This is a genomic window from Pseudomonas sp. B14(2017) (assembly GCF_002113255.1).
In the GTDB taxonomy this organism is placed as follows: domain Bacteria; phylum Pseudomonadota; class Gammaproteobacteria; order Pseudomonadales; family Pseudomonadaceae; genus Aquipseudomonas; species Aquipseudomonas putida_Z.
Window position 1 is genome coordinate 378,802 of sequence record NZ_NEJY01000001.1, and the last position, 21,073, is coordinate 399,874.

Consider the following 21,073-nt stretch of genomic DNA (forward strand, 5'->3'; position numbering starts at 1 on the left):
GGTCTTCGAGTCATCGGGGGTGTTGGTGTCTGGGTGCACGACGGCACGAAGCTGGTCGAGGGTGACCTCGCCGTTGCTGGCGACGCTGACGGTGAACACCAGGTGGTTGCCGACGGCCGAACGGCCTTCCACCACAGTGCCGTTGAGCGACAGGTTGACTGCCGAGCCGGTAGTCGTGTCGGTCAGGCCGGAAGCGCCTGCCACCACGCCCAGGGCGTAGGTGAGCGTACCGGCGCCATCGGCGCCGAAGGCCGAGGTGAAGTTGGCGGCGAAGCTCTGGGTGGCGTCCGTCGTCAGGTCCGTTTCATCGACGGTCAGGACTGGTTCCGTGCCGGTGGTGCTGATGCTTGGGCCGTCATCCTTGAACACCAGGTTTTGGCCGATGTTGAGGGTGGCCTGGGCGCTGTCGCCATCCCCGTCGGTTTTGGTCGCGGTCAAGGTCACCAGGTTGTCGGCGGTCAGGGTCTTCGAGTCATCGGGGTTGTTGGTGTCGGGGTGCACGACGGCGCGAAGCTGGTCGAGGGTGACCTCGCCGTTGCTGGCGACGCTGACGGTGAACACCAGGTGGTTGCCGACGGCCGAACGGCCTTCCACTATGGTGCCATTGAGCGACAGGTTGACTGCCGAGCCGGTGGCCGTGTCGGTCAGGCCGGAAGCGCCTGCCACCACGCCAAGGGCGTAGGTGAGCGTACCGGCACCATCGGCGCCGAAGGCCGAGGTGAAGTTGGCGGCGAAGCTCTGGGTGGCGTCCGTCGTCAGGTCCGTTTCATCGACGGTCAGGACTGGTTCCGTGCCGGTGGTGCTGATGCTCGGGCCGTCATCCTTGAACACCAGGTTCTGGCCGATGTTGAGGGTAGCCTGGGCGCTGTCGCCGTCCTTGTCGGTCTTGGTCGCGGTCAAGGTCACCAGGTTGTCGGCGGTCAGGGTCTTCGAGTCATCGGGGTTGTTGGTGTCGGGATGCACGATGGCGCGAAGCTGGTCGAGGGTAACGGAACCGTTGCTGGCGACGCTGACGGTGAACACCAGAAGGTTGGTGGTGGCCGTGCGGCCTTCCACCACGGTGCCATTGAGCGACAGGTTGACCGCCTCGCCGGTGGCCGTGTCGGTCAGGCCGGAGGCACCCGCCACCACGCCCAGGGCGTAGGTGAGCGTACCGGCGCCATCGGCGCCGAAGGCCGAGGTGAAGTTGGCGGCGAAGCTCTGCGTGGCGTCGGTCGCCAGGATTGTTTCATCGACAGTCAGGACCGGTTCCGTACCCGTGGCGCTGATACTGGGCCCATCGTCTTCGAAGCTCATCTTGGAGCCGATTTCGGCGGTTGCGGTAGAAACCTGGCGCAGCATGAAACCGCCGATATCGAAGTCGGCATGTTCATTGCCTTTGGCGTCGACGGCGGCCCCATTCTCGACGAGTACGCGGTTGTGATCCTGTGTGGTGGTGTACTCGATCTTCTGGCCGGCTTTGATGCCGGTGAGGGTGGCGACGCCGGAAGCAAAGCTGATGACGATGCTCGGGTCATTCACCGACCCGTTTGAGTTCTCGATCACCTGGCCAGTGGCGATATTGATGACGCGAACGTTGGTGATCGCCACCGTGGCATCGTTGGCGTAGCCATTGACGAAATTCACGCCAGGTTCAGCGGCAGTGCTGAAGGCGCTGAGCCTGACCACGGCGCTCTTGCCGCTTTGCAACTGCACGACATCGAACGTGGCCGACTTTGCATTGAACACGGCGGTGAAGTCGACGTTAGCTTCGATATCCGCTTCGTTCTGGTCCAGGTTGGGAATGGTCACATTCTGCCGGGCGCCGGTGACAAAGGTAAAACGGACACCTTCCTGTTCCACGATCATCTGGTTGTTGGTGCCGAAGGTGGTCGGGCCGCCCGCCTGGCTGGTATTGATCGTATCGCCCGTGGTGATGTTGGCACCGCTCGACTGGTCGGCCGGGTCCTTGCCGGTGGCGATGATCGTCGGGTCGGTGATGCGCAGGATGCCGCCATCATTGACGACGGTCGGGTTCGCGGTGGTGAACATCAGGAACAGGTTCTGACCAGAGGGAGCGTTGGCCAGGCTGAATGCCAGGTCCTGGCTGGTGCCGATGAACACCTTGTTCAGCAGATTGACGGCATCGTCAGGGTTGCCCGTGTTCGGGTGCTTCAGCGGCTGGTATTCCACCGTCCAGATCTTGCCGCCGCTGACGGGCGATCCGGTTTCTTCGATATAGCCCGCGAAGATGATCGCGCCTGTCGGCCCGCCAGCGCGGCCCAGCACGATGTTGTTGTTGGTATCGGTGTAGAGCAGGATGTCGACGCCATTGAGGGTATCCAGCCCGCTGTCCAAGCCATTGAGAGGCGCGCCAGCGCTGTCGGTGAAGCTGATGTCGGTGATGCTGCCTCCCGATACCGGGGTGATGCTGAACGCATTGCTCCCGGTGTTGCCGACGGCGCCGGTATAGCCGCTCAAGGCGGCACCTGCCGGGGTACCGGCCCCCAGTGTGGTCAAGCGGGTCGAAAAGGCGGAGGGCAGGGACGCCACCAGGATGTCGTTGTCGTCGGCATCCGAGGCCGGGGTTGTTGTGGCTGTGCCGTTCTGCAACGCGGCCGTTTCGTCCAGCGTCACGCTCACACCGGTCGCGGTGATGATCGGCGCGCTGTCTGTGAACGAGGCCGTGGCCATCACGTCGTCAGCACTGCCTAACACTTGGTCGGCACCCGCGGCCGTCGCGCTGAGCAGGAAGGTGGCGCCCGCCGAGTCGTCGGGGTTGACGTACCACGAGGTGGTGATGCTGCCGTTGACCTGGCCGTCGAGATCGTCAGCGCCGCCGTCGGTCACGTACCAGGGGGTGTGACCTTCGCCGGAGCTGGTGGCGAGTACATCGTCGGGGGTGCCCCACAGCTTGTCCGCACCGGCGTCCGTGACATGGTCCACCTCGAATGCGACCGTGCTTCCCGCCGCAAAGCCGCTGGCCGTGATGGTGGCAGTGCTGCCAGGGCTATAGTCGCTCAGGTCGGTGGTAACGGTTGGTGAGGAGATGGGGGGTAGGTCGTCGCCGGAGGGGCTGCTGTGTTTGTCCGTTGGCGAGGCGTTCTTCTTGCGAATAGTCATGGCTCTCTCCCAGGCACTGCCGGTTGTCGAGGCCAGATCGCAGGCCCCAGTTACAGGCTTCAACTATGGCGAAGCGCCATGAGCCGCGCATCGGCTGATACTCCCAGGCGGGGTGGGAGTATCGGACTACATGGCACTGGCGCCGGGAGGCCGAAGACGCACGGTCCCCTGCCGTTCAGCGCGCGCCTGTCGTATTCGGCTGCAGCCTCTTCCCGGCATCCGTTGCCTGACTTAATATACTCTCCAGTACAAATATTGAATGTGCCCTCCGCGAAAGGATTCATCATGTTGCGCCATGCCTTGTCCATCGCTCTGTCCGCCGCTGCCGTGCTGTTGCTGGCGGCGTGCGGCCAGGAAGCCGCCCCACCTGCTGTGCCGCGCCCGGCGCTGGTGGTGCAGCCGCAGCCGGCCGAAGCCGCTGCCGACAGTTACCCCGGCGAAGTGCGGGCGCGCTTCGAGCCGGAACTGGCTTTCCGCATTGGCGGCAAGGTCAACAAGCGCCTGGTCGAGGAAGGGCAGCGGGTCAAGGCCGACCAGCCGCTGGCCGAGCTGGACCCGCAGGATGTGCGCCTGCAACTGGAAGCCAACCGTGCCCAGCTGGCGGCCGCCGAGGCCAACCTGTCGCTGGTGCGCGCCGAGCGCGATCGCTACCAGAAGCTGCTGGACCGGCAGATGGTCAGCCATTCCCAGTTCGATAATGCCGAAAACCTCTACCGCGCCGGCCTGGCCCGGCTGAAACAGGCCAAGGCCGAGTTCGACGTGGCTGGCAACCAGGCTGAATATGCTGTGCTGCGCGCACCGCAGGCCGGGGTGATCGCCAAGCGCCAGGTGGAAGTGGGCCAGGTGGTCGCCGCAGGGCAGACCGTGTTCACCCTGGCCGCCGATGGCGAGCGGGAAGTGGCCATCGGCCTGCCGGAGCAGCAGTTCGCCCGCTTCGCCGTGGGCCAGCCGGTGAGCGTGGAGCTGTGGTCCCACCCGCAAGAGCGCTTCCAGGGGCGCATCCGCGAGCTTTCACCGGCCGCTGACCCGCGTTCGCGCACCTTCGCTGCCCGCATCGCCTTTACCTCGGCCACCACGCCGGCGGAACTGGGCCAGAGCGCCCGGGTATTCATCGCCCACGAAGGGCTGATCCCGCTGGCGGTGCCGCTGTCGGCAGTCACTGCGGAAAACGGCCAGGCCTACGTCTGGCGGGTCAACAAGGACAGCCGCCTGGAGCGGGCAGTGGTGCGCCTGGGGCCCTACGGCGCCGACAGCGTGCCCGTGCTCGAAGGCCTCGCCCCCGGCGACTGGGTCGTCGCCGCGGGTGGCCATGTATTGCGCGAGGGCCAGGAAATACGCCCCGTGGACCGTACCAACCGCGTAGTGAACCTGACGGCCAAGGAGTAAGTCCCGATGGGTTTCAACCTTTCTGCCTGGGCGCTGCGCAACCGCCAGATCGTCCTGTTCCTGATGATCCTGCTGGCGGCCATTGGCGCCATGTCCTACACCAAGCTCGGCCAGAGCGAGGACCCGCCGTTCACTTTCAAGGCCATGGTCATCCGTACCCTGTGGCCCGGTGCCACTGCCGAGGAAGTGTCGCGCCAGGTCACCGAGCGCATCGAGAAGAAGCTGATGGAAACCGGCGAGTACGAGCGGATCGTGTCGTTCTCCCGCCCGGGCGAATCGCAGGTCACCTTCATGGCCCGCGACTCGCTGCATTCCAAGGACATCCCCGAGCTGTGGTACCAGATCCGCAAGAAGGTCGCGGACATCCGCCACACCTTGCCGCCGGAAATCCAGGGTCCGTTCTTCAATGACGAGTTCGGTACCACCTTCGGCAATATCTATGCACTGACCGGTGAGGGCTTCGATTACGCGGTGCTCAAGGACTATGCCGACCGTATCCAGATCCAGTTGCAGCGGGTCAAGGACGTGGGCAAGGTCGAGCTGATCGGCCTGCAGGACGAGAAAATCTGGATCGAGCTGTCCAACCTCAAGCTGGCCACCCTCGGCGTGCCGCTGGAGGCCGTGCAGCAGGCCCTGCAGGAGCAGAATGCGGTCAGCACTGCCGGCTTCTTCGAAACGCCCAGCGAGCGCCTGCAACTGCGGGTGAGCGGGCGCTTCGACAGCGTCGAGCAGATTCGCCAGTTCCCCATCCGCGTGGGTGACCGCACCTTCCGTATCGGCGATGTGGCCGAGGTGCACCGCGGCTTCAACGACCCGCCCGCACCGCGCATGCGCTTCATGGGCGAGGATGCCATTGGCCTGGCGGTTTCGATGAAGGACGGCGGCGACATCCTGGTGCTGGGCAAGGCATTGGAAAGCGAGTTCGAGCGCCTGGCGCGCAGCCTGCCGGCCGGCATGGAGCTGCGCAAGGTCTCGGACCAGCCAGCGGCGGTCAAGGCTGGCGTGGGCGAGTTTGTCCAGGTGCTGGTCGAGGCGCTGGTCATCGTGCTGCTGGTGAGCTTCTTCTCGCTGGGCCTGCGCACGGGGCTGGTGGTGGCACTGGCCATCCCGTTGGTGCTGGCCATGACCTTCGCCGCCATGCACTACTTTGGCATCGGCCTGCACAAGATCTCCCTTGGCGCGCTGGTGCTGGCCCTGGGCTTGTTGGTCGATGATGCGATCATTGCCGTGGAGATGATGGCGATCAAGATGGAGCAGGGCTACGACCGCCTCAAGGCGGCCAGCTACGCCTGGAGCAGCACCGCCTTCCCGATGCTCACCGGCACCCTGATCACGGCGGCGGGCTTCCTGCCCATTGCCACGGCAGCCTCCAGCACGGGCGAATACACCCGTTCGATCTTCCAGGTGGTGACCATTGCCTTGCTGACCTCCTGGGTGGCCGCAGTGGTATTCGTGCCTTACCTGGGCGAGCGCCTGCTGCCGGACCTGGCCAAGCTGCATGCCGCGCGCCATGGCAAGGATGGCCACGCGCCAGACCCTTACGCCACACCGTTCTACCAGCGTGTACGGCGTGTGGTGGAGTGGTGCGTGCGGCGGCGCAAGACGGTGATCCTGCTGACCATTGCCGCCTTTGTCGGCAGTATCCTGCTGTTCCGCTTCGTGCCCCAGCAGTTCTTCCCGGCCTCCGGGCGCCCGGAGTTGATGGTCGACCTGAAACTGGCCGAGGGTGCCTCGCTGGCCAACACCGCCGAGCGGGTCAAGCAACTGGAGGCGTTGCTCAAGCAGCAGGAGGGTATCGACAACTACGTGGCCTATGTGGGCACCGGTTCGCCGCGTTTCTACCTGCCGCTGGACCAGCAGCTGCCGGCGGCCAGCTTCGCCCAGTTCGTGGTACTGGCCAAGTCGATGGAGGACCGCGAGCGCCTGCGCAGCTGGCTGATCAGCACCATGGACCAGCAGTTCCCCGACCTGCGTGCCCGGGTCACCCGCCTGGAAAACGGTCCGCCCGTGGGTTACCCGGTGCAGTTCCGGGTGACTGGCGAGCACATCGAGAAGGCCCGTGCGCTGGCCCGCGAGGTGGCCGACAAGGTGCGCCAGAACCCGCATGTGGTGAACGTTCACCTGGACTGGGAGGAGCCGAGCAAGGCGGTGTTCCTCGAGATCGACCAGGACCGCGCCCGCGCCCTGGGCGTGAGCACCGCGCACCTGTCGAGCTTCCTGCAAAGCTCGCTGACCGGCACCACGGTCAGCCAGTACCGCGAGGACAACGAGCTGATCGAGATCCTGCTACGCGGCACCCGCCAGGAACGCAGCGAGCTGGGCAACCTCGGCAGCCTGGCACTGCCGACCGACAATGGCCAGAGCGTGGCGCTGTCGCAGGTTGCGACCCTGGAGTACGGCTTCGAGGAAGGCATCATCTGGCACCGTAACCGCTTGCCGACGGTGACCGTGCGCGCCGATATCTACGACAAGGAGCAGCCGGCGACGCTGGTGAAGCAGATCGAGCCGACTCTGCATGACATCCGCGCCAAGCTGCCGGATGGCTATTTGCTGGAAGTGGGCGGCACGGTCGAGGACTCCGAGCGCGGGCAGAAGTCGGTGAATGCCGGCATGCCGCTGTTCGTGGTGGTGGTGCTGAGCTTGCTGATGATCCAGCTGCGCAGCTTCTCGCGCACGGTGATGGTGTTCCTCACCGCGCCGCTGGGGCTGATTGGCGTGACCCTGTTCCTGCTGGTGTTCCGCCAGCCGTTCGGCTTTGTCGCCATGCTCGGCACCATTGCCCTGGCGGGGATGATCATGCGCAACTCGGTGATCCTGGTGGACCAGATCGAGCAGGACATCGCGGCGGGGCTGGAGCGCTGGCAGGCGATCATCGAAGCCACGGTGCGGCGCTTCCGCCCGATCGTGCTGACCGCACTGGCAGCGGTGCTGGCGATGATTCCGTTGTCGCGCAGTGTGTTCTACGGGCCGATGGCGGTGGCGATCATGGGCGGGTTGATCGTGGCCACGGTGCTGACCCTGCTGTTCTTGCCGGCGTTGTATGCGGCTTGGTTCAGGGTGAAGAAGAGCTGAAGGCCGCAGGGGAGGGCTTTGCCCTCCTATCGCGACACAAGGCCGCTCCCACAAAGGTCCTGCATTCGCCGATCTATGTAGGAGCGGCCTTGTGTCGCGATGGGCTGCAAAGCAGCCCCCAGGGGGCCCTCAGAGGGCGCCGAAGACCTTCTTGGCCAGGCTGGTAGCCGCTTCAGCCGGGTTCTGGCGAATGCTCTGCTCCTGCTTTCCGATCATCTCGAACAGGCCATCCAGTGCCTTTTCAGTCACGTAGTTCTCGATGCTGGCGCTCTTGGCATCGACCACACCCAACGCCACGGCCTGCCCGGCAAAGTTGTTGTACTGCTGAGCCAGGCCAACCTTGTCGGTAGCCTGCTTGACGATCGGCAGGAACTTGGCGCGGATCTGCTCGCGGCTGCTCTTGTTCAGGTACTGGGTGGCCGAGTCGTCACCGCCGCCGAGGATGCCCTTGGCATCGGTCACGCTCATGTTCTTCACGGCATCTACCAGAATCGCCTGGGCCTGCGGCACGGCAGCCTCGGCGGCCTTGTTCATGCTGGTTTCCAGGGCTTCGACCTGTTCACCCTTGCCGAACATCTTCATCGCCTTGGCGGCCTTGCCCAGGTTGCCTGGCAGTTCGATGCGCACGTCCGGGTTGTTGCTGAAGCCGCCCGGGGTGCTCAGCTGCTTGACGGCCAGTTGTGCGCCTTGGGTCAGGGCATCCTTCAGGCCGCCGGTGGCGTCTTTCTGGGTCAGGTCGCCCAGCGACAGGGCCAGGGCACTGGCCGACAGCAGCAGGCCGGCGCACAGGGTGGTGAAACGCAGGGAAGTGCGGATCATGAAGCATTCCTTGTAGACAGATGAATACGGGTATCAGCGAACCGGATCGACCTTGATCCGCACGGGCTGTGGGTCACTGCCGTCGAGCATGACGCCGTGGTGTTCGGTGTTGATGAACAGCAGCTTGCCGTCCAGCTCGATGCGCGCGCTTACCGCATAGCGATGGCCGGGCTTGACCTGGGCCGGGTCGTAGGTGAGGTGGAACGGCAGCGGTACGTTGCCTTTGACCGGGCCGGCCTGACGGGCCAGGGTCACCGCCGGGGCGTCCATCAGCGAGACGTCCTGCAGTTCCACGCTGAGGGTGGCGGCAGGTGGCAGGGCGCTGCGCTGCAGGTAGAAGACTTCGCCATCCAGGCTGGCCTGGTTGGACGGGGTGTGGCTGGAACAGGCTGCGAGCAAGGATGCGCAACACAGCATAAAGAGCTTTTTCATGGTATCTCCGAAGTCCTTGGCGTTGGCTTGTGGCCAACCCCAGGGACTTTAGCGGATTTCTTCTGGTGGGTCCTTGATGAAGATGCGACAAAGAGTGGGGAGAGCAAGGCGAAGCGCAATATTCAACTACGACGCGGCGGCCGCAGGCTGATTGGCTCCAGTTCGGTAATGCTTGGAAGGGTCAGGCCGCGCAGCGTTCGCCCGGCATATGGGGTCATGGTCTGTGGGTCGTAGTAGGCCACGCGCAGAAGCAAGGGTTCGTCGTCATTGACTGTGTTGCCATCCAGGTATGTGGTAAGCGTCAGGGGGGCCTGCGTCGGCCACAGGGTGGCACCGGCAATGTAGCTGGAGCTTCTGTTGCTGTAACCGTCTTCCTGGGTCCGATACAGGCCGAGTGTCATGAGCGCCTGCCGCTTTAGCAACTCTTCGGGAATCTCAATGATGTTCTTCATCTCGATGATCGCGGGCGACAGGGGTGGCTGACCTTGCTCGCCAGGCTGGGCGGGGATCCTCAGGACCATGGGAGGGTTTGGCTCAGGCTGGTCGATTTCAAGTGGCATCGACAGGTTCAAGTCATTTGGCTCTTCATTGACGCCAACGCCATAACTGGCCACCAGCGTTGGTTTGGCACCTTCCGGCAGGCTATTGCGGTCCAGCAGCAAGCTGAATGGCATTGTGGCGCCAAGTGTCTGGCATCCCCAGGTGGCCAGGATGATCTTGTTCTCATCCGTGCCCAGCTGTACGCGTACGCCAACGTGTGGTGCGCCTTCAGCTGTATGGATGCACGACGGGACCACCACGGTCCCGCAAATCTCGATGAAGTTGGCGGGGAGCATGTTGATTTTCCTCGGTTCAGTCTTGGGTACAGGTGGCCAGTCAATCAGCGAGGTCGTCGCTGAGCAGGGGACCGTTTTCGGTGGCAACCAGATCGACAGTTACCCGTTGTGTACCCGATACCGTGGCTGGTTCTATCGAGTGACGGCTGGTGTTGATGTAGCGCAGCTGGCCGTTTATCTCGATGCGCGCGGCGAGGGCATAGCTGCGGCGTGGGTCGATAAGGCTGGTATCAAAAGTCAGCGGCAGATTGATCGGCATCAGGCCGCCACAGCGCAGACGCAACTCGGCAAGGCTGATGGAGCGCGCATCTGCCTTCGAGATATCGATCAGCCTCAATTCAACCAGGCCGGATGGCGCAAGCGTGTTATCGCCTGAGGAAACGATTTCAACGTCCAGCGTCTTCATTTGAGTCATGTTGGAGCTCCTTGAGAGGGATGGGCTTGAAGTAGCGCCGTGATCCTGATCCCTCCCAAGGGCCGAGAGCAGCCTGAAAAACTACCTTTGCATAACCTCCGCAGGCTCATCTCGGTGTAATGCCACCTGGCGGATCGACAGGCGCAGTTCCGCCGACAGCACGCGCTTGGCCACGCCCTCGGCCAGCTCGCCGAGCTTGTCGTGATAACCCAGCTTGCCCTGGGCATCTGCATGCAGCACGCCTTGCTCGAGCAGGGTCTGGATGAAGTGGCGGAACAGGGTCTTGTCGAAGAACTCCGGGGCGTTCAGGCCGTGCAGGATCGACAGGCGCTGGGCCATCATCACGCACAGGTCTTCCAGTTCTTCGGCGCTGAGGCTGTTCTGGCCGCTGTTCAGCAGCAGCGAGGTGGCCATGTAGAAACGCTGCAGGGTCTGGGTGATGGTGCGGGCGAGCAGGGTCAGCAACACGAACTGCCGCGAGCTGGGTGCCGGGCGAATGTAGGTGTCGTTGTCCTGGCGCAGCAGCCCTTGCTCGACCAGTGCGGTCAGCCACTGGTCGATCACCGCATCCAGTTGCTCCGGCGTCCAGCGCAGGAACAGTTCGGCCTGCAGGTAGGGGTACAGCGCGTGCACATACTGGCCAAGCAGTTCGCGGCTCATGCGCGAACTGCTGAGGAAGAAGCTGGCCAGCAGCGCCGGCAGGGCGAAGATGTGCAGCACGTTGTTGCGGTAATAGGTCATCAGTACCGCGTTGCCTTCATCCAGATACAGGATGCGGCCCATGGCGTCCTTCTGCTCGGCCACCAGGTTCATCCCGCGCACGTGTTCGATCAGCGCCAGGCCGTCGCCGTCGGGCAGGGTGGTGTGCGGTGAGTAGGGCACCTGGCGCAGCAAGGCCAGGTACAGGTCGAGCACGCGGGTCAGGGCGCGCTCGTCCAGGGCCAGGCGGCTGGTGGACAGCAGCGCCAGGGCCACCAGGTTGACCGGGTTGATCGCGGCCGCCTCGTTGAGGTGGCGGGCCACGGTTTCGCCCAGGCGGGTGGTGGCGGCATTGAGCCAGGCCGGGCGGTACTGCGGGCCGTGGTCCTGTTCACGCCAGCCGGGTTGTTGCTGGTCGAGGAAGCCGGCCAGGCGGATCGGCTCGCCGAAGTTCACGTATACCTGGCCAAAGCGCTGCTTGAGGGCGCCGAACACCTTGAAGATATCGAAGATCGACTCTTTCTTCTTGCTGGCACCGCGCAGCTCGCCCAGGTAGGTGCGGCCTTCGAGCACGCGCTCGTAGCCGATGTACACCGGCACGAACACGATCGGCGTGCGCGACGAACGCAGGAAGCTGCGCAGGGTAATGGCCAGCATCCCGGTGCGCGGCTGCAGCATGCGCCCGGTGCGCGAGCGGCCGCCTTCGACGAAGTACTCGACCGGGAAGCCCTTGGTGTACAGGGTGTGCAGGTACTCGTTGAACACCGCGGTGTACAGCGGGTTGCCCTTGAACGTGCGGCGCATGAAGAAGGCGCCGCCACGGCGCAGCAGGTTACCCACCAGCGGCATGTTGAGGTTGATGCCCGCGGCCACGTGCGGCGGTGTCAGGCCGTTGCGGAACAGCAGGTACGACAGCAGCAGGTAGTCGATATGGCTGCGGTGGCACGGCACATAGATCACTTCGTGGCCGGGGGCGATGCCTTGTACCTGCTCGATGTGGTTGACCTTGATGCCGTCGTAGATCTTGTTCCAGAACCAGCTCAGCACCACTTCGAGGAAGCGGATGGCGGTGTAGGTGTAGTCCGAGGCAATCTCGTTGCCATAGCGCAGAGCCTGGGCTTCGGCCTTGGCCAGCGGCAGGTTTTCGCGCTGCGCCTCATCGACGATGGCCTGGCGCACCTGGGGCGCGTGGATCAGGCCCTTGACCAGGTTGCGCCGGTGCGAGATGTCCGGGCCGATGACGGCGGTCTTGAGGTTGCGAAAGTGCACGCGCATCAGGCGCTGGGCCATGCGCACGGTGCGCTCGTGGCCCTTGTTGTGCTGTACCAGTTCGCGCAGGTGGATGGGTGCGGAGAACTGCACCCGGGTCTTGCGCCCGAGGATCAGCACGGTCAGCAGCCGGCGCAGGCGCCCGGTAACCGCCCAACTGTCGGCGAACAGCAACTTCCACGGGCTGGATTCACTCGCCGGGGTCTGGCCCCAGAACACACTGACCGGAATGATCTGCGCATCCTCTTCGGCATGCTGGCTGACGGCGGCGACCAGGCGCTCCAGGGTAGGCGGGGCGCCGCGCTTGTCATGGCGGCCGAGCCAGTCCGGGTCCGGGGTCAGGTAGAAGAATGCCGCCGGTTCCTGCAGCGGGCCAACCGCCACCGGCAGCACCGGGCGCGGCAGGCCTGCCTTGGTGCATTCATGGTCGAGCACGGCCAGGTCGGTGAGCGCGGGCGAGGGCAGGGCATAGAACACCGGGCGGCTGCGGTCGAGCTTGAGGGTGAGGGAGGACTGGTTGATGGTCTCGGAGCGCACCCACAGGTACAACAGGCGACGCAGGGCGCCGAAGATCAGGCGGCGCAGGGGGGAACGGGTCATGGGGTGTGTGCCCTGGGTGTGATTTTCAGGTGGGTATCCAGCCAATTAGTCTGCCGTATCCGCGCAAGTTCAGCAAAAATCGCCGAACGGCGCGACGGTCATCAAATTTTTTTGTTCTGTGTCATATACTCGGCCTGCCACTTGCAAGATATTTGCGCAAGCGGCGTCGACACAGGGAGGGACTCTGTGTCTGCAAGGCGATCTTCACAATAAAAATCCGGAGTAGTTCAGATGTCGTCTCGTGAGACTGGGAATGTAAAGTGGTTCAACGATGCCAAGGGTTATGGCTTCATTCAGCGCGAAGGTGGTGCGGATGTATTCGTCCACTATCGGGCGATCCGCGGTGAGGGGCATCGTACCCTGGTCGAAGGACAGCGGGTGGAATACGCCTGCGTGCAGGGCCAGAAAGGCCTGCAAGCCGAGGACGTGGTAGGCCTCTGAGCCTCATGCTGTAAGGCTTGTTGTGGGAGCTGGCTTGCCGGCGATCACCGGCGAAGCCGGTGCCAGGCACCGTGTTGCCTGCATCGCCGGCAAGCCGGGCTCCCACAAAGAATGCAGTGCATTCAGGTACGCCAGGTGATTTCCTCTTCACCGTCGGCGCTGATGCGGACCCAGCGGTCGGCATCTTCTTCCCCATCTTCCTCCACCCAGCCACCTGGCGCGCAGCGCACTTCCACGCCCAGTGCGGCGAATGCGGCGCGGGCGCAGGCAACGTCATCGGCCCACGGCGTCTGGTCGCTTTCCAGGTACAGGCTGTTCCATTTCCCTACAGCCTTGGGTAACCAGGTGACCGGAATGTTACCGGCCTGGCATTTGAAGGTATGGCCTTTCTGCTTCCATTCGCTGCATGGGCCAATTGCCTGGGCGAGCCACTCGGCAATCTGCTTGTGGTCGACGTCGGCGTCCTTCAGGTAGATCTCGATATCAGGTTGGCGCATAAGGGCTCCGGGTGTGCTCAGTCTTGGCGCACGAAATAGTCATAACGCATGGAAACCGTGACCTCGAACGGCTCGGGCTGGTCGATCACCCGGGCACGCTTTTCGGCACTGGCACGCCAGCCGTGCGGGGTCATGGCCAGCAGGTCGGCGCGGGCCTTGGGCGCGGCCAGGCTCAGGCGGAACTCCAGGGTTTCGCTGTGGGCATGTGCCATGCCTTCGGGGACCAGGGCCAGGTGTTTGTCGTCGGCGTAAGGGCGTACTTCATCGTAGAGCACTTCGCGCAGCTCCATCAGGTGGCCGCTGGTGGGGCCGACCCGCATCAGGCCGCCGCCGGGGCTGAGCAGGCGTTTGGCCTCGGCCCAGTCCAGCGGGCTGAACACGCTGGCGATGAACTGGCAGCTGGCGTCGGCCAGCGGCACGCGGGCCATGCTGGCGACCATCCAGGTAACCTCGGGCGCGCGGCGACAGGCACGCTTGACCGCCTCACGGGAGATGTCCAGGGCGTAGCCGTCGGCAGCCGGCAGGGCCTGGGCGATCTGCGCGGTGTAGTAACCCTCGCCACAGCCGATGTCCAGCCAGGCACCGGGCTGGCGCTCGGCGGCCAGCTCGGCCAGGCGGCGCGCCACCGGCGCGTAGTGGCCGGCGTCGAGGAAATCGCGGCGGGCTTCGACCATGGCCTGGTTGTCACCCGGGTCGCGGCTGTTCTTGTGCTGCACCGGCAGCAGGTTCAGGTAACCCTGGCGGGCGCGGTCGAAACGGTGGCCGGCTGGGCACACCACACCGTTGTCGAGCCGGCTCAGCGGTGCCTGGCAAAGAGGGCAGGCGAGCATCAGGCGAGCAACCGGACCAGGGTCTGGTAATAGATTTCGGTCAGCAGGTCGAGGTCGCTGGCCAGGATCCGTTCATCCACCTGGTGGATGGTGGCGTTGACCGGGCCGAGCTCGACCACCTGGGTGCCCATGGTGGCGATGAAGCGGCCATCGGAAGTACCACCGCTGGTGGACGGCTGGGTGTCGCGGCCGGTGACGCCTTTGATGCTGGCCGAGACGGCGTCCAGCAGTTCGCCCGGTTCGGTGAGGAACGGCAGACCCGACAGTGCCCAGTCGATCGACCAGTCCAGTTCATGCTTGTCGAGGATCGCCGACACCCGCGCCTGCAGGCCTTCGACGGTGGACTCGGTGGAGAAGCGGAAGTTGAACAGTGCGGTCAGCTCGCCCGGAACCACGTTGGTGGCGCCGGTGCCGGAGTTGAGATTGGAGATCTGGAAGCTGGTCGGCGGGAAGAACGCATTGCCTTCATCCCAGTGCTCGGCCGCCAGTTCCGCCAGGGCCGGTGCGGCCAGGTGGATTGGGTTGCGCGCGAGGTGCGGGTAGGCCACATGGCCCTGCTTGCCGCGCACGGTCAGCTTGGCGCCCAGCGAGCCACGGCGGCCGTTCTTGACCACGTCACCCAGCAGGGTGGTGCTGGAGGGTTCGCCGACGATGCACCAGTCCAGGCGCTCGTTGCGTGCTTTCAGGCGCTCGACCACAGCCTTGGTGCCATGGTGGGCCGGGCCTTCCTCGTCGCTGGTGATCAGGAAGGCGACCTTGCCGCGGTGGTCCGGGTAGTCCTGTACGAAGCGCTCGCTGGCAATCACCATTGAGGCCAGGCTGCCTTTCATGTCGGCGGCGCCACGGCCGCAGAGCATGCCGTCGGCGTCGATCAGCGCTTCGAACGGCTCATGCTGCCATTGCTGCACCGGGCCGGTGGGTACCACATCGGTGTGGCCGGCAAAGCACAGCACCGGGCCATCCTGGCTGCCGTGGGTGGCCCAGAAGTTGTCGACGTCCTCGAAGCGCATCGGCTCGAGCTGGAAGCCCACGGCGCCCAGGCGGTTCATCATCTGCGCCTGGCAGTCGGCGTCGACGGGGGTGACCGAGGGGCGGCGGATCAGGTCGCAGGCCAGTTGAAGGGTAGGCGAGAGCTCGGCAGGGGCCGTCATGGGGGACTCCGGGGCAAGGCAAGGCGGGGAAATCTGAGGGGCGTTATCTTATATCAAACCGATGGGCCATTGGGGCCGCTTTGCGGCCCTATCGCGACACAAGGCCGCTCCCACAGGATCACCACAGCCCATCAGGCGTGTGCAATACCTGTGGGAGCGGCCTTGTGTCGCGATAGGGGCGCAAAGCGCCCCCGGCATTCTTAAGCCTGCTGCGCCTCGACGGCCTTTTCCCCTGGCTTGGGCAGCGAAGACAGGAACGCCATCACCAGTGCCGCCACATAAGGCAACGACTGCACCAGCAACATCGCCACCCAGAAGCGCATGTCCGAGCTCGGCAGCCCCTGTACCAGGTAGATGCCCAGCGCTGCGCCCCACAGCAGCAACATGATGAACAGCTCTTCTCGCGCCTCGGAAATCGCCACCAGCAGCCCGTGGCTGTCGGCGTTCTTCGGTGTGCGGAAGAACGGCATGCTGCTGGTGAAGAACCCGTACAGCACCGCCTTGGCAATGGTATGCGACAGCGCCAGCCCGGCCAGCGCCGCAGCAAAGGCATCCTTCAGGTTCACCCCTACCGCGCGACGGTAGAGGAAGATGATCTTGCCGACCTTGAAGAAGAACAGTGCCAGCGGCGGAATGGCAAAGATCATCAGCGGCGGGTCGACCCGGTGCGGCACGATGATCATCGCCGCCGACCACAGCAGCGCGCCGATGGTGAAGAAGATGTTCATGCCATCGGCGATCCATGGCAGCCAGCCGGCCAGGAAGTGGTAGCGCTGGCCGCGGGTCAGCTCGCTGCCCTTGCCGCGCAGCAGGGCGCTGGCGTGGTGCTTGATGATCTGGATGGCGCCATAGGCCCAGCGGAAGCGTTGCTTCTTGAAGTCGATGAAGGTGTCGGGCATCAGGCCCTTGCCGTAGCTGTTGTGGGCATAGGCGGCCGACAGGCCCTTCTCGAATACCCGCAAGCCCAGTTCGGCGTCCTCGCAGATGCACCACTCGGCCCAGCCCAGCTCTTCCAGCACGCTGCGCCGGGTCATGGTCATGGTGCCGTGCTGGATGATCGCGTCACGGTCGTTGCGGGTGACCATGCCGATGTGGAAGAAACCCTTGTACTCGCTGTAGCAAAGCTTCTTGAAGGCGCTTTCGTGCTGGTCGCGGTAGTCCTGCGGCGACTGCACCACGGCAATCTTCGGGTCGGCGAAGTGCGGCACCATGTGCTTGAGCCAGTTGCGGTCGACGCAGTAGTCCGAGTCGATCACCGCGATCACTTCGGCATCCTTGGCGGTGTGCGGGATCAGGTAGTTCAGCGCGCCGCCCTTGAAACCGGCCAGGGGCGCGACGTGGAAGAACCTGAAGCGCTCGCCGAGCTTCTCGCAATGGGCCTTGAGCGGCTCCCACACGGCCGGGTCCTTGGTGTTGTTGTCGATCACCAGCACTTCGTAGTCGGGGTAGTCCAGCGCGGCCAGGGCATCGAGGGTCTGTTTGACCATTTCCGGCGGCTCGTTGTAGCACGGCACATGCACCGATACCTTGGGCCGGTAGGCGCTGTCGGCCTGCACCGGCAGGAATTCGCGCCGGCGCTTGTGTATCCATACCGCCTCGGCCAGTTCGTGGGCCTCGGTCAGCAGCACGATGAACACGCCCAGCGCGCCGAGGGCCAGCAGCACGCCCACGGTCAGGCTGAACCAGGTGCTGTATTGCTGGCTGTAGTCGTAGGCGATCCATACCAGCACCGACCCGCACAGGAAGGTGATGAAGGTCAGGAAGGTGCGGCCGCGCTGGCGCAGGGCCGAACCGTCGATGAACAGCACCATCAGGGCAATCATCGCCAGCACCACCGAGGCCACCGCCAGGGCGCGCCATTGCGGGATCGCCACCACCGGGCCGTCAAAGTTGAATTTTTGCTGGCGTTCGGCGTTGTACACGCCCCAGTAGGCGCCGACCGAGCCTTCGTCACTGGCCTTCCACGGCTGGTCGTAGGCCTCGATGACGAAGTAATTGTAACCACGGCGGTTGAGGGTGTTGACCAGGGTACGCAGGTAGATGGCCTGGTCGGCCTGGGTGGCATCGGCGCCGCCGCGCATGCGGCCGTTGCTCGGCCAGCCGACTTCCGACAGCAGCAGGGGTTTGCGCGGGAACTGGTGCTTCAGTTCGCGGGCGCGGTCGAGCACGAACTCGACCGAATCCTTCATCGGCACGAACTCCCAGTACGGCAGGATGTGCGCGGCAATCAGGTCGACGTGCTTGGCCAGCTGCGGGTTTTCCTTCCAGATGTGCCACTGCTCACTGGTGGTCACCGGCACCTTGACCGCTGCGCGTACCCGGTCCAGGTACTTGATCAGGTTTTCCGGGGTGACTTCTTCGCGGAACAGTGCCTCGTTACCGACCACAACCCGCACCACGCTGCGCGAGGTGTTGGCCAGCTGGATGGCCGTGGCGATTTCGCGTTCGTTGCGCTCCAGGTCCGGGCTGATCCAGATGCCCAGCGTCACCCGCAGGCCGAATTCCTCGGCCAGGCGCGGGATATCCGCCTGGGTGCCCTCCACGGTGTAGATCCGGATGCTGTCGGTCAGTTTGCTCAACTGCTCCAGGTCCTGGCGCATCTCGTCGTCACTGGGGTACTGGCCCTTCTGCGGGCTTTCGCCCAGACGGAACGGTGAATACGAGAAACCAGAGATCTGTTCTGGCCAGGCGGGGGCGGAGACCGGGCGGTTGATCAGCGCCCAGAACCCGGTAAACAACGCGGCGATGGCCAGGACCACGACCAGGTTCAGGCCGAATTTACGTGAAGACATTGTCGTCCATATGTGTCGAAGTGATAGGACATTAAAGCAGGGTTGATAGTCTCTTTCCTAACGATGCAGGTCATGGGCCCGCTGGCATATAATGCGCGCCGGTTTTTTGGGGTATGAACATGAGCACAGAAGATCCACGCTTCGCCGGCGTTGCCCGGCTGTATGGCGACCAGGGGTTGCACCGTCTGGGCCAGGCCCATGTGGCCGTGGTCGGTATTGGCGGAGTAGGCTCGTGGGCGGCGGAAGCGCTGGCCCGCAGTGGCGTGGGCGAGATCACCCTGTTCGACCTCGACGACGTGTGCGTCAGCAACACCAACCGCCAGGCCCATGCGCTGGATGGGCAGGTGGGGCGGCCCAAGGTCGAGGTCATGGCCGAGCGCCTGCGGGCGATCAACCCGGCGTGCACGGTGCATGCAGTGGCCGACTTCGTCACCCGCGACACCATGGTCGAGTACATTACCGAGAACCTCGACTGCGTGATCGACTGCATCGACAGCGTCATGGCCAAGGCGGCGCTGATTGCCTGGTGCCGGCGGCGCAAGATCGCCATCGTCACCACGGGTGGCGCCGGTGGGCAGATCGACCCGACACAGATCCAGATCGCCGACCTGAACAAGACCTTCAACGACCCGCTGGCCTCGCGGGTGCGTTCCACCCTGCGTCGCGACTACAACTTCTCGCGCAATGTCAGCCGCAACTATGGCGTGCCATGCGTGTTCTCCAGCGAACAGCTGCGCTACCCCAAGGGCGATGGCAGCGTTTGCCTGCAGAAAAGCTTCGTGGGTGAGGGCGTGCGGTTGGACTGCGCGGGAGGCTTTGGCGCGGTGATGATGGTGACCGCGACCTTTGGCATGGTGGCGGCGAGCAAGGCGGTGGAAAAACTGGTAGCGGGGGCGCGGCGGCCTTCGGAGCGGGTCAAGCCTGAATAGACCGCGTGGGCTTCTTCGCGGGCTTGCCCGCTCCCACAGGTACTGCATCTCTCTCCAGAAAGGTGAAGGTCCTGTGGGAGCGGGCGAGCCCGCGAAGAGGCCAGCACCGATTCAACGGTTGGACGCCAGCTCCGCCATCCGCTGCAACACCGCATGCAGCCCATTGCTGCGCGACGGCGAAAGCTGGCGCTCCAGGCCCAGCTGAGTGAACCACTCACGCAGATCGAGCCCGGCGAGTTCTTCACTGGCCAATCCCTGCACCCGCACCAGCAACAACGCCAGCAGCCCACGCAACAGGCGTGCATCGCTGCTGGCCTTGAACCGCCACAAGCCCTCGACCTGCTCGGCCACCAGCCATACCAGGCTTTCGCAGCCATGCACCCGGTTGGCCTCGGTCTTTTCAGTGTCAGCCAGCGGTTCCAGCCGGTCGCCCCACTGCATCAACAGCCGCGCACGCTGTTCCCAGCCCTTGCCCTGCTCGAAAGCTTCCAGCGCCTGGCGCGCCTGATCCGGCAGGGTCATCGCAACAGCTCCAGGCCTTGATCCAGCGCCGCGAAGAAACGCTGCAAGTCATCGCTGTCGTTATACAGCCCCAATGACACGCGGATCGCGCCCTCCAGGCCCAGGCCCTGCAGCAGCGGCATGGCGCAGTGGTGCCCGGCACGCACGGCAATGCCTTGCTCGGTCAGCAGGTGGGCGATGTCGGCGTTATGCACGCCGTCGATGACAAAACTGGCAAGGGCCGCCTGTGGCGTGCCCAGGATGCGCACGCCATCGCGGTCCGCCAGGCCACGCAGCAGGTACTGGTGCAGGCTGGTTTCATGGGCTTCGAGCGCCTGGGCATCGAGGCTGGCCAGGTAGTCCAGGGTTGCACCCAGGCCGATCACCCCGGCGATCGGCGGCGTGCCTGCCTCGAACCCCAGCGGCGCCGGGCGGAAGCTGGCGCTGTGGTATTCGGCCAGTTGCACCATCTCGCCACCGAACTGCCAGTGGTGCAGCAGTTCCAGCGCCTGGCTGCGGCCGTACAGCACACCGACGCCTTCCGGGCCGTATAGCTTGTGGCTGGAGAACACATAGAAGTCGCAGCCAAGCTGCTGCACATCATGGCGGCCATGCACCACGCCCTGGGCACCGTCGACCACGGTCAGCGCGCCTTGGGCGCGGGCATGGGCCAGCAGCGCCGGCAACGGCTGCCAGGTACCCAGCACGTTGGACAGCTGGCTCACCGCCAGCACCCGGGTGCGCGGGCCGATCAGTTGCAGCGCCTGGTCCAGGTCGATGCGGCCATGGGCATCCAGCGGCAGCACCACCAGGCGCAGGTTGCGCCGGCGCGCCAGCTGTTGCCAGGGCAGCAGGTTGGCATGGTGCTCCAGGGCACTGACGGCAATTTCGTCACCGGCCTCGAAGCGGTGTTCCAGGCCATAGGCCAGCAGGTTCAGCGCCGAAGTGGCACCGTGGGTGAAGATGATCTGCCGCGAGTCTGCCGCATTGAGCCAGGCGGCAACCTTGTCGCGGCTGGTTTCGAAGGCCTGAGTCGCCAGTGCGCCGGGCAAGTGCTGGGCACGGTGCACGTTGGCTGCGCCATGGCCGTAGTAATGGCTCAGGGCATCGAGCAGGGCTTGCGGCTTCTGGGTGGTGGCGGCGTTGTCCAGGTAGGTCTGGTGCTGCCGTTGCAGGGCGGCGATGGCGGGAAAATCGGCACGCCAGGGGGAGGGCTGAAACATGGTCGCGGGGCCTGGAATGAAAATCGGGTCTGGCGTGGTGCCAGACCCGATCTTAACATTTCAAACGCTGAGAATCCGC

16 protein-coding genes are annotated in these 21,073 nt (G+C 64.5%); 4 read left to right on the plus strand and 12 right to left on the minus strand.

The genetic code is table 11. From position 1 onward, the window contains the following. Window positions 1–3,102 (minus strand): DUF5801 repeats-in-toxin domain-containing protein (locus CAG34_RS01810; protein ID WP_371858028.1); only part of this gene is annotated, 3,102 nt, incomplete at its 3' end. 285 nt (window positions 3,103–3,387) lie between these two features. Between CAG34_RS01810 and CAG34_RS01815 the strand changes: the two genes are divergently transcribed. Beyond that, on the plus strand, window positions 3,388–4,488 hold the full coding sequence (locus CAG34_RS01815; RefSeq protein ID WP_085587651.1) for an efflux RND transporter periplasmic adaptor subunit: 1,101 nt from the start codon (window positions 3,388–3,390) through the stop codon (window positions 4,486–4,488). A 6-nt stretch (window positions 4,489–4,494) separates the two neighbouring features. Next, window positions 4,495–7,560, plus strand: a complete 3,066-nt coding sequence (locus tag CAG34_RS01820) for an efflux RND transporter permease subunit (protein WP_085587653.1) — start codon at window positions 4,495–4,497, stop codon at window positions 7,558–7,560. Between the two features lie 129 nt (window positions 7,561–7,689). On the opposite strand, the gene CAG34_RS01825 is transcribed toward CAG34_RS01820, so the two are convergent. From CAG34_RS01825 to plsB, 5 genes are all read right to left on the minus strand, one after another. Next, a complete protein-coding gene (locus tag CAG34_RS01825; protein WP_085587656.1) occupies window positions 7,690–8,379 on the minus strand; it encodes a DUF4197 domain-containing protein in 690 nt (229 codons plus the stop codon). 33 nt (window positions 8,380–8,412) lie between these two features. After that, on the minus strand, window positions 8,413–8,811 hold the full coding sequence (locus CAG34_RS01830; RefSeq protein ID WP_046616128.1) for a YbaY family lipoprotein: 399 nt from the start codon (window positions 8,809–8,811) through the stop codon (window positions 8,413–8,415). A gap of 122 nt (window positions 8,812–8,933) precedes the next feature. Then, window positions 8,934–9,647, minus strand: coding sequence for a hypothetical protein (locus CAG34_RS01835; protein WP_085587658.1), 714 nt, complete (start codon window positions 9,645–9,647; stop codon window positions 8,934–8,936). Between the two features lie 40 nt (window positions 9,648–9,687). Beyond that, complete coding sequence (locus CAG34_RS01840; protein ID WP_085587661.1) at window positions 9,688–10,062, minus strand: YbaY family lipoprotein; 375 nt, start codon at window positions 10,060–10,062, stop codon at window positions 9,688–9,690. A gap of 81 nt (window positions 10,063–10,143) precedes the next feature. After that, complete coding sequence (plsB, locus tag CAG34_RS01845; RefSeq protein WP_085587664.1) at window positions 10,144–12,630, minus strand: glycerol-3-phosphate 1-O-acyltransferase PlsB; 2,487 nt, start codon at window positions 12,628–12,630, stop codon at window positions 10,144–10,146. Window positions 12,631–12,861: 231 nt separating this feature from the next. Between plsB and CAG34_RS01850 the strand changes: the two genes are divergently transcribed. Beyond that, window positions 12,862–13,071 carry a cold-shock protein gene (locus CAG34_RS01850; RefSeq protein ID WP_003252255.1) on the plus strand — a complete coding sequence of 70 codons (210 nt, stop codon included), beginning with the start codon at window positions 12,862–12,864 and terminating at the stop codon, window positions 13,069–13,071. Between the two features lie 122 nt (window positions 13,072–13,193). Here CAG34_RS01850 and CAG34_RS01855 read toward each other — a convergent pair whose 3' ends face one another. The 4 genes from CAG34_RS01855 to CAG34_RS01870 all read right to left on the minus strand — a co-directional run bounded on the left by CAG34_RS01855 (window position 13,194) and on the right by CAG34_RS01870 (window position 18,341). Then, window positions 13,194–13,568 carry a hypothetical protein gene (locus CAG34_RS01855; RefSeq protein WP_003257701.1) on the minus strand — a complete coding sequence of 125 codons (375 nt, stop codon included), beginning with the start codon at window positions 13,566–13,568 and terminating at the stop codon, window positions 13,194–13,196. A 17-nt stretch (window positions 13,569–13,585) separates the two neighbouring features. Next, on the minus strand, window positions 13,586–14,398 hold the full coding sequence (locus CAG34_RS01860) for a putative RNA methyltransferase (protein ID WP_025337963.1): 813 nt from the start codon (window positions 14,396–14,398) through the stop codon (window positions 13,586–13,588). Beyond that, window positions 14,398–15,549, minus strand: coding sequence for a succinyl-diaminopimelate desuccinylase (dapE, locus tag CAG34_RS01865; protein WP_085587666.1), 1,152 nt, complete (start codon window positions 15,547–15,549; stop codon window positions 14,398–14,400). Before dapE ends, CAG34_RS01860 begins: the two co-directional genes overlap by 1 nt. 200 nt (window positions 15,550–15,749) lie before the next feature. Then, on the minus strand, window positions 15,750–18,341 hold the full coding sequence (locus CAG34_RS01870) for a glycosyltransferase (RefSeq protein WP_075043974.1): 2,592 nt from the start codon (window positions 18,339–18,341) through the stop codon (window positions 15,750–15,752). A gap of 119 nt (window positions 18,342–18,460) precedes the next feature. Here CAG34_RS01870 and tcdA point away from each other — a divergent pair, with 119 nt between their 5' ends. Further along, on the plus strand, window positions 18,461–19,270 hold the full coding sequence (gene tcdA / locus CAG34_RS01875) for a tRNA cyclic N6-threonylcarbamoyladenosine(37) synthase TcdA (RefSeq protein WP_167506581.1): 810 nt from the start codon (window positions 18,461–18,463) through the stop codon (window positions 19,268–19,270). Between the two features lie 111 nt (window positions 19,271–19,381). Here the strand turns inward: tcdA and CAG34_RS01880 are convergent, their stop codons facing one another. Together CAG34_RS01880 and CAG34_RS01885 are read right to left on the minus strand one after the other, a co-directional pair. Next, the gene (locus CAG34_RS01880; protein ID WP_085587668.1) at window positions 19,382–19,792 is read right to left on the minus strand and encodes a SufE family protein; all 411 of its coding nucleotides are present in this window, start codon (window positions 19,790–19,792) and stop codon (window positions 19,382–19,384) included. Further along, on the minus strand, window positions 19,789–20,994 hold the full coding sequence (locus tag CAG34_RS01885) for a cysteine desulfurase (protein WP_085587670.1): 1,206 nt from the start codon (window positions 20,992–20,994) through the stop codon (window positions 19,789–19,791). Before CAG34_RS01885 ends, CAG34_RS01880 begins: the two co-directional genes overlap by 4 nt. Window positions 20,995–21,073 lie beyond the last annotated feature (79 nt).

Coding starts and splice junctions, on each gene's coding strand:
- CAG34_RS01885 (WP_085587670.1), bottom strand. CDS start 20,994: ATGTTTCAGCCCTCCCCCTGGCGTGCCGATTTTCCCGCCATCGCCGCC.
- tcdA (WP_167506581.1), top strand. CDS start 18,461: ATGAGCACAGAAGATCCACGCTTCGCCGGCGTTGCCCGGCTGTATGGC.
- CAG34_RS01820 (WP_085587653.1), top strand. CDS start 4,495: ATGGGTTTCAACCTTTCTGCCTGGGCGCTGCGCAACCGCCAGATCGTC.
- CAG34_RS01815 (WP_085587651.1), top strand. CDS start 3,388: ATGTTGCGCCATGCCTTGTCCATCGCTCTGTCCGCCGCTGCCGTGCTG.
- CAG34_RS01880 (WP_085587668.1), bottom strand. CDS start 19,792: ATGACCCTGCCGGATCAGGCGCGCCAGGCGCTGGAAGCTTTCGAGCAG.
- CAG34_RS01825 (WP_085587656.1), bottom strand. CDS start 8,379: ATGATCCGCACTTCCCTGCGTTTCACCACCCTGTGCGCCGGCCTGCTG.
- CAG34_RS01860 (WP_025337963.1), bottom strand. CDS start 14,398: ATGCTCGCCTGCCCTCTTTGCCAGGCACCGCTGAGCCGGCTCGACAAC.
- CAG34_RS01835 (WP_085587658.1), bottom strand. CDS start 9,647: ATGCTCCCCGCCAACTTCATCGAGATTTGCGGGACCGTGGTGGTCCCG.
- CAG34_RS01855 (WP_003257701.1), bottom strand. CDS start 13,568: ATGCGCCAACCTGATATCGAGATCTACCTGAAGGACGCCGACGTCGAC.
- plsB (WP_085587664.1), bottom strand. CDS start 12,630: ATGACCCGTTCCCCCCTGCGCCGCCTGATCTTCGGCGCCCTGCGTCGC.
- CAG34_RS01830 (WP_046616128.1), bottom strand. CDS start 8,811: ATGAAAAAGCTCTTTATGCTGTGTTGCGCATCCTTGCTCGCAGCCTGT.
- CAG34_RS01870 (WP_075043974.1), bottom strand. CDS start 18,341: ATGTCTTCACGTAAATTCGGCCTGAACCTGGTCGTGGTCCTGGCCATC.
- dapE (WP_085587666.1), bottom strand. CDS start 15,549: ATGACGGCCCCTGCCGAGCTCTCGCCTACCCTTCAACTGGCCTGCGAC.
- CAG34_RS01850 (WP_003252255.1), top strand. CDS start 12,862: ATGTCGTCTCGTGAGACTGGGAATGTAAAGTGGTTCAACGATGCCAAG.
- CAG34_RS01840 (WP_085587661.1), bottom strand. CDS start 10,062: ATGACTCAAATGAAGACGCTGGACGTTGAAATCGTTTCCTCAGGCGAT.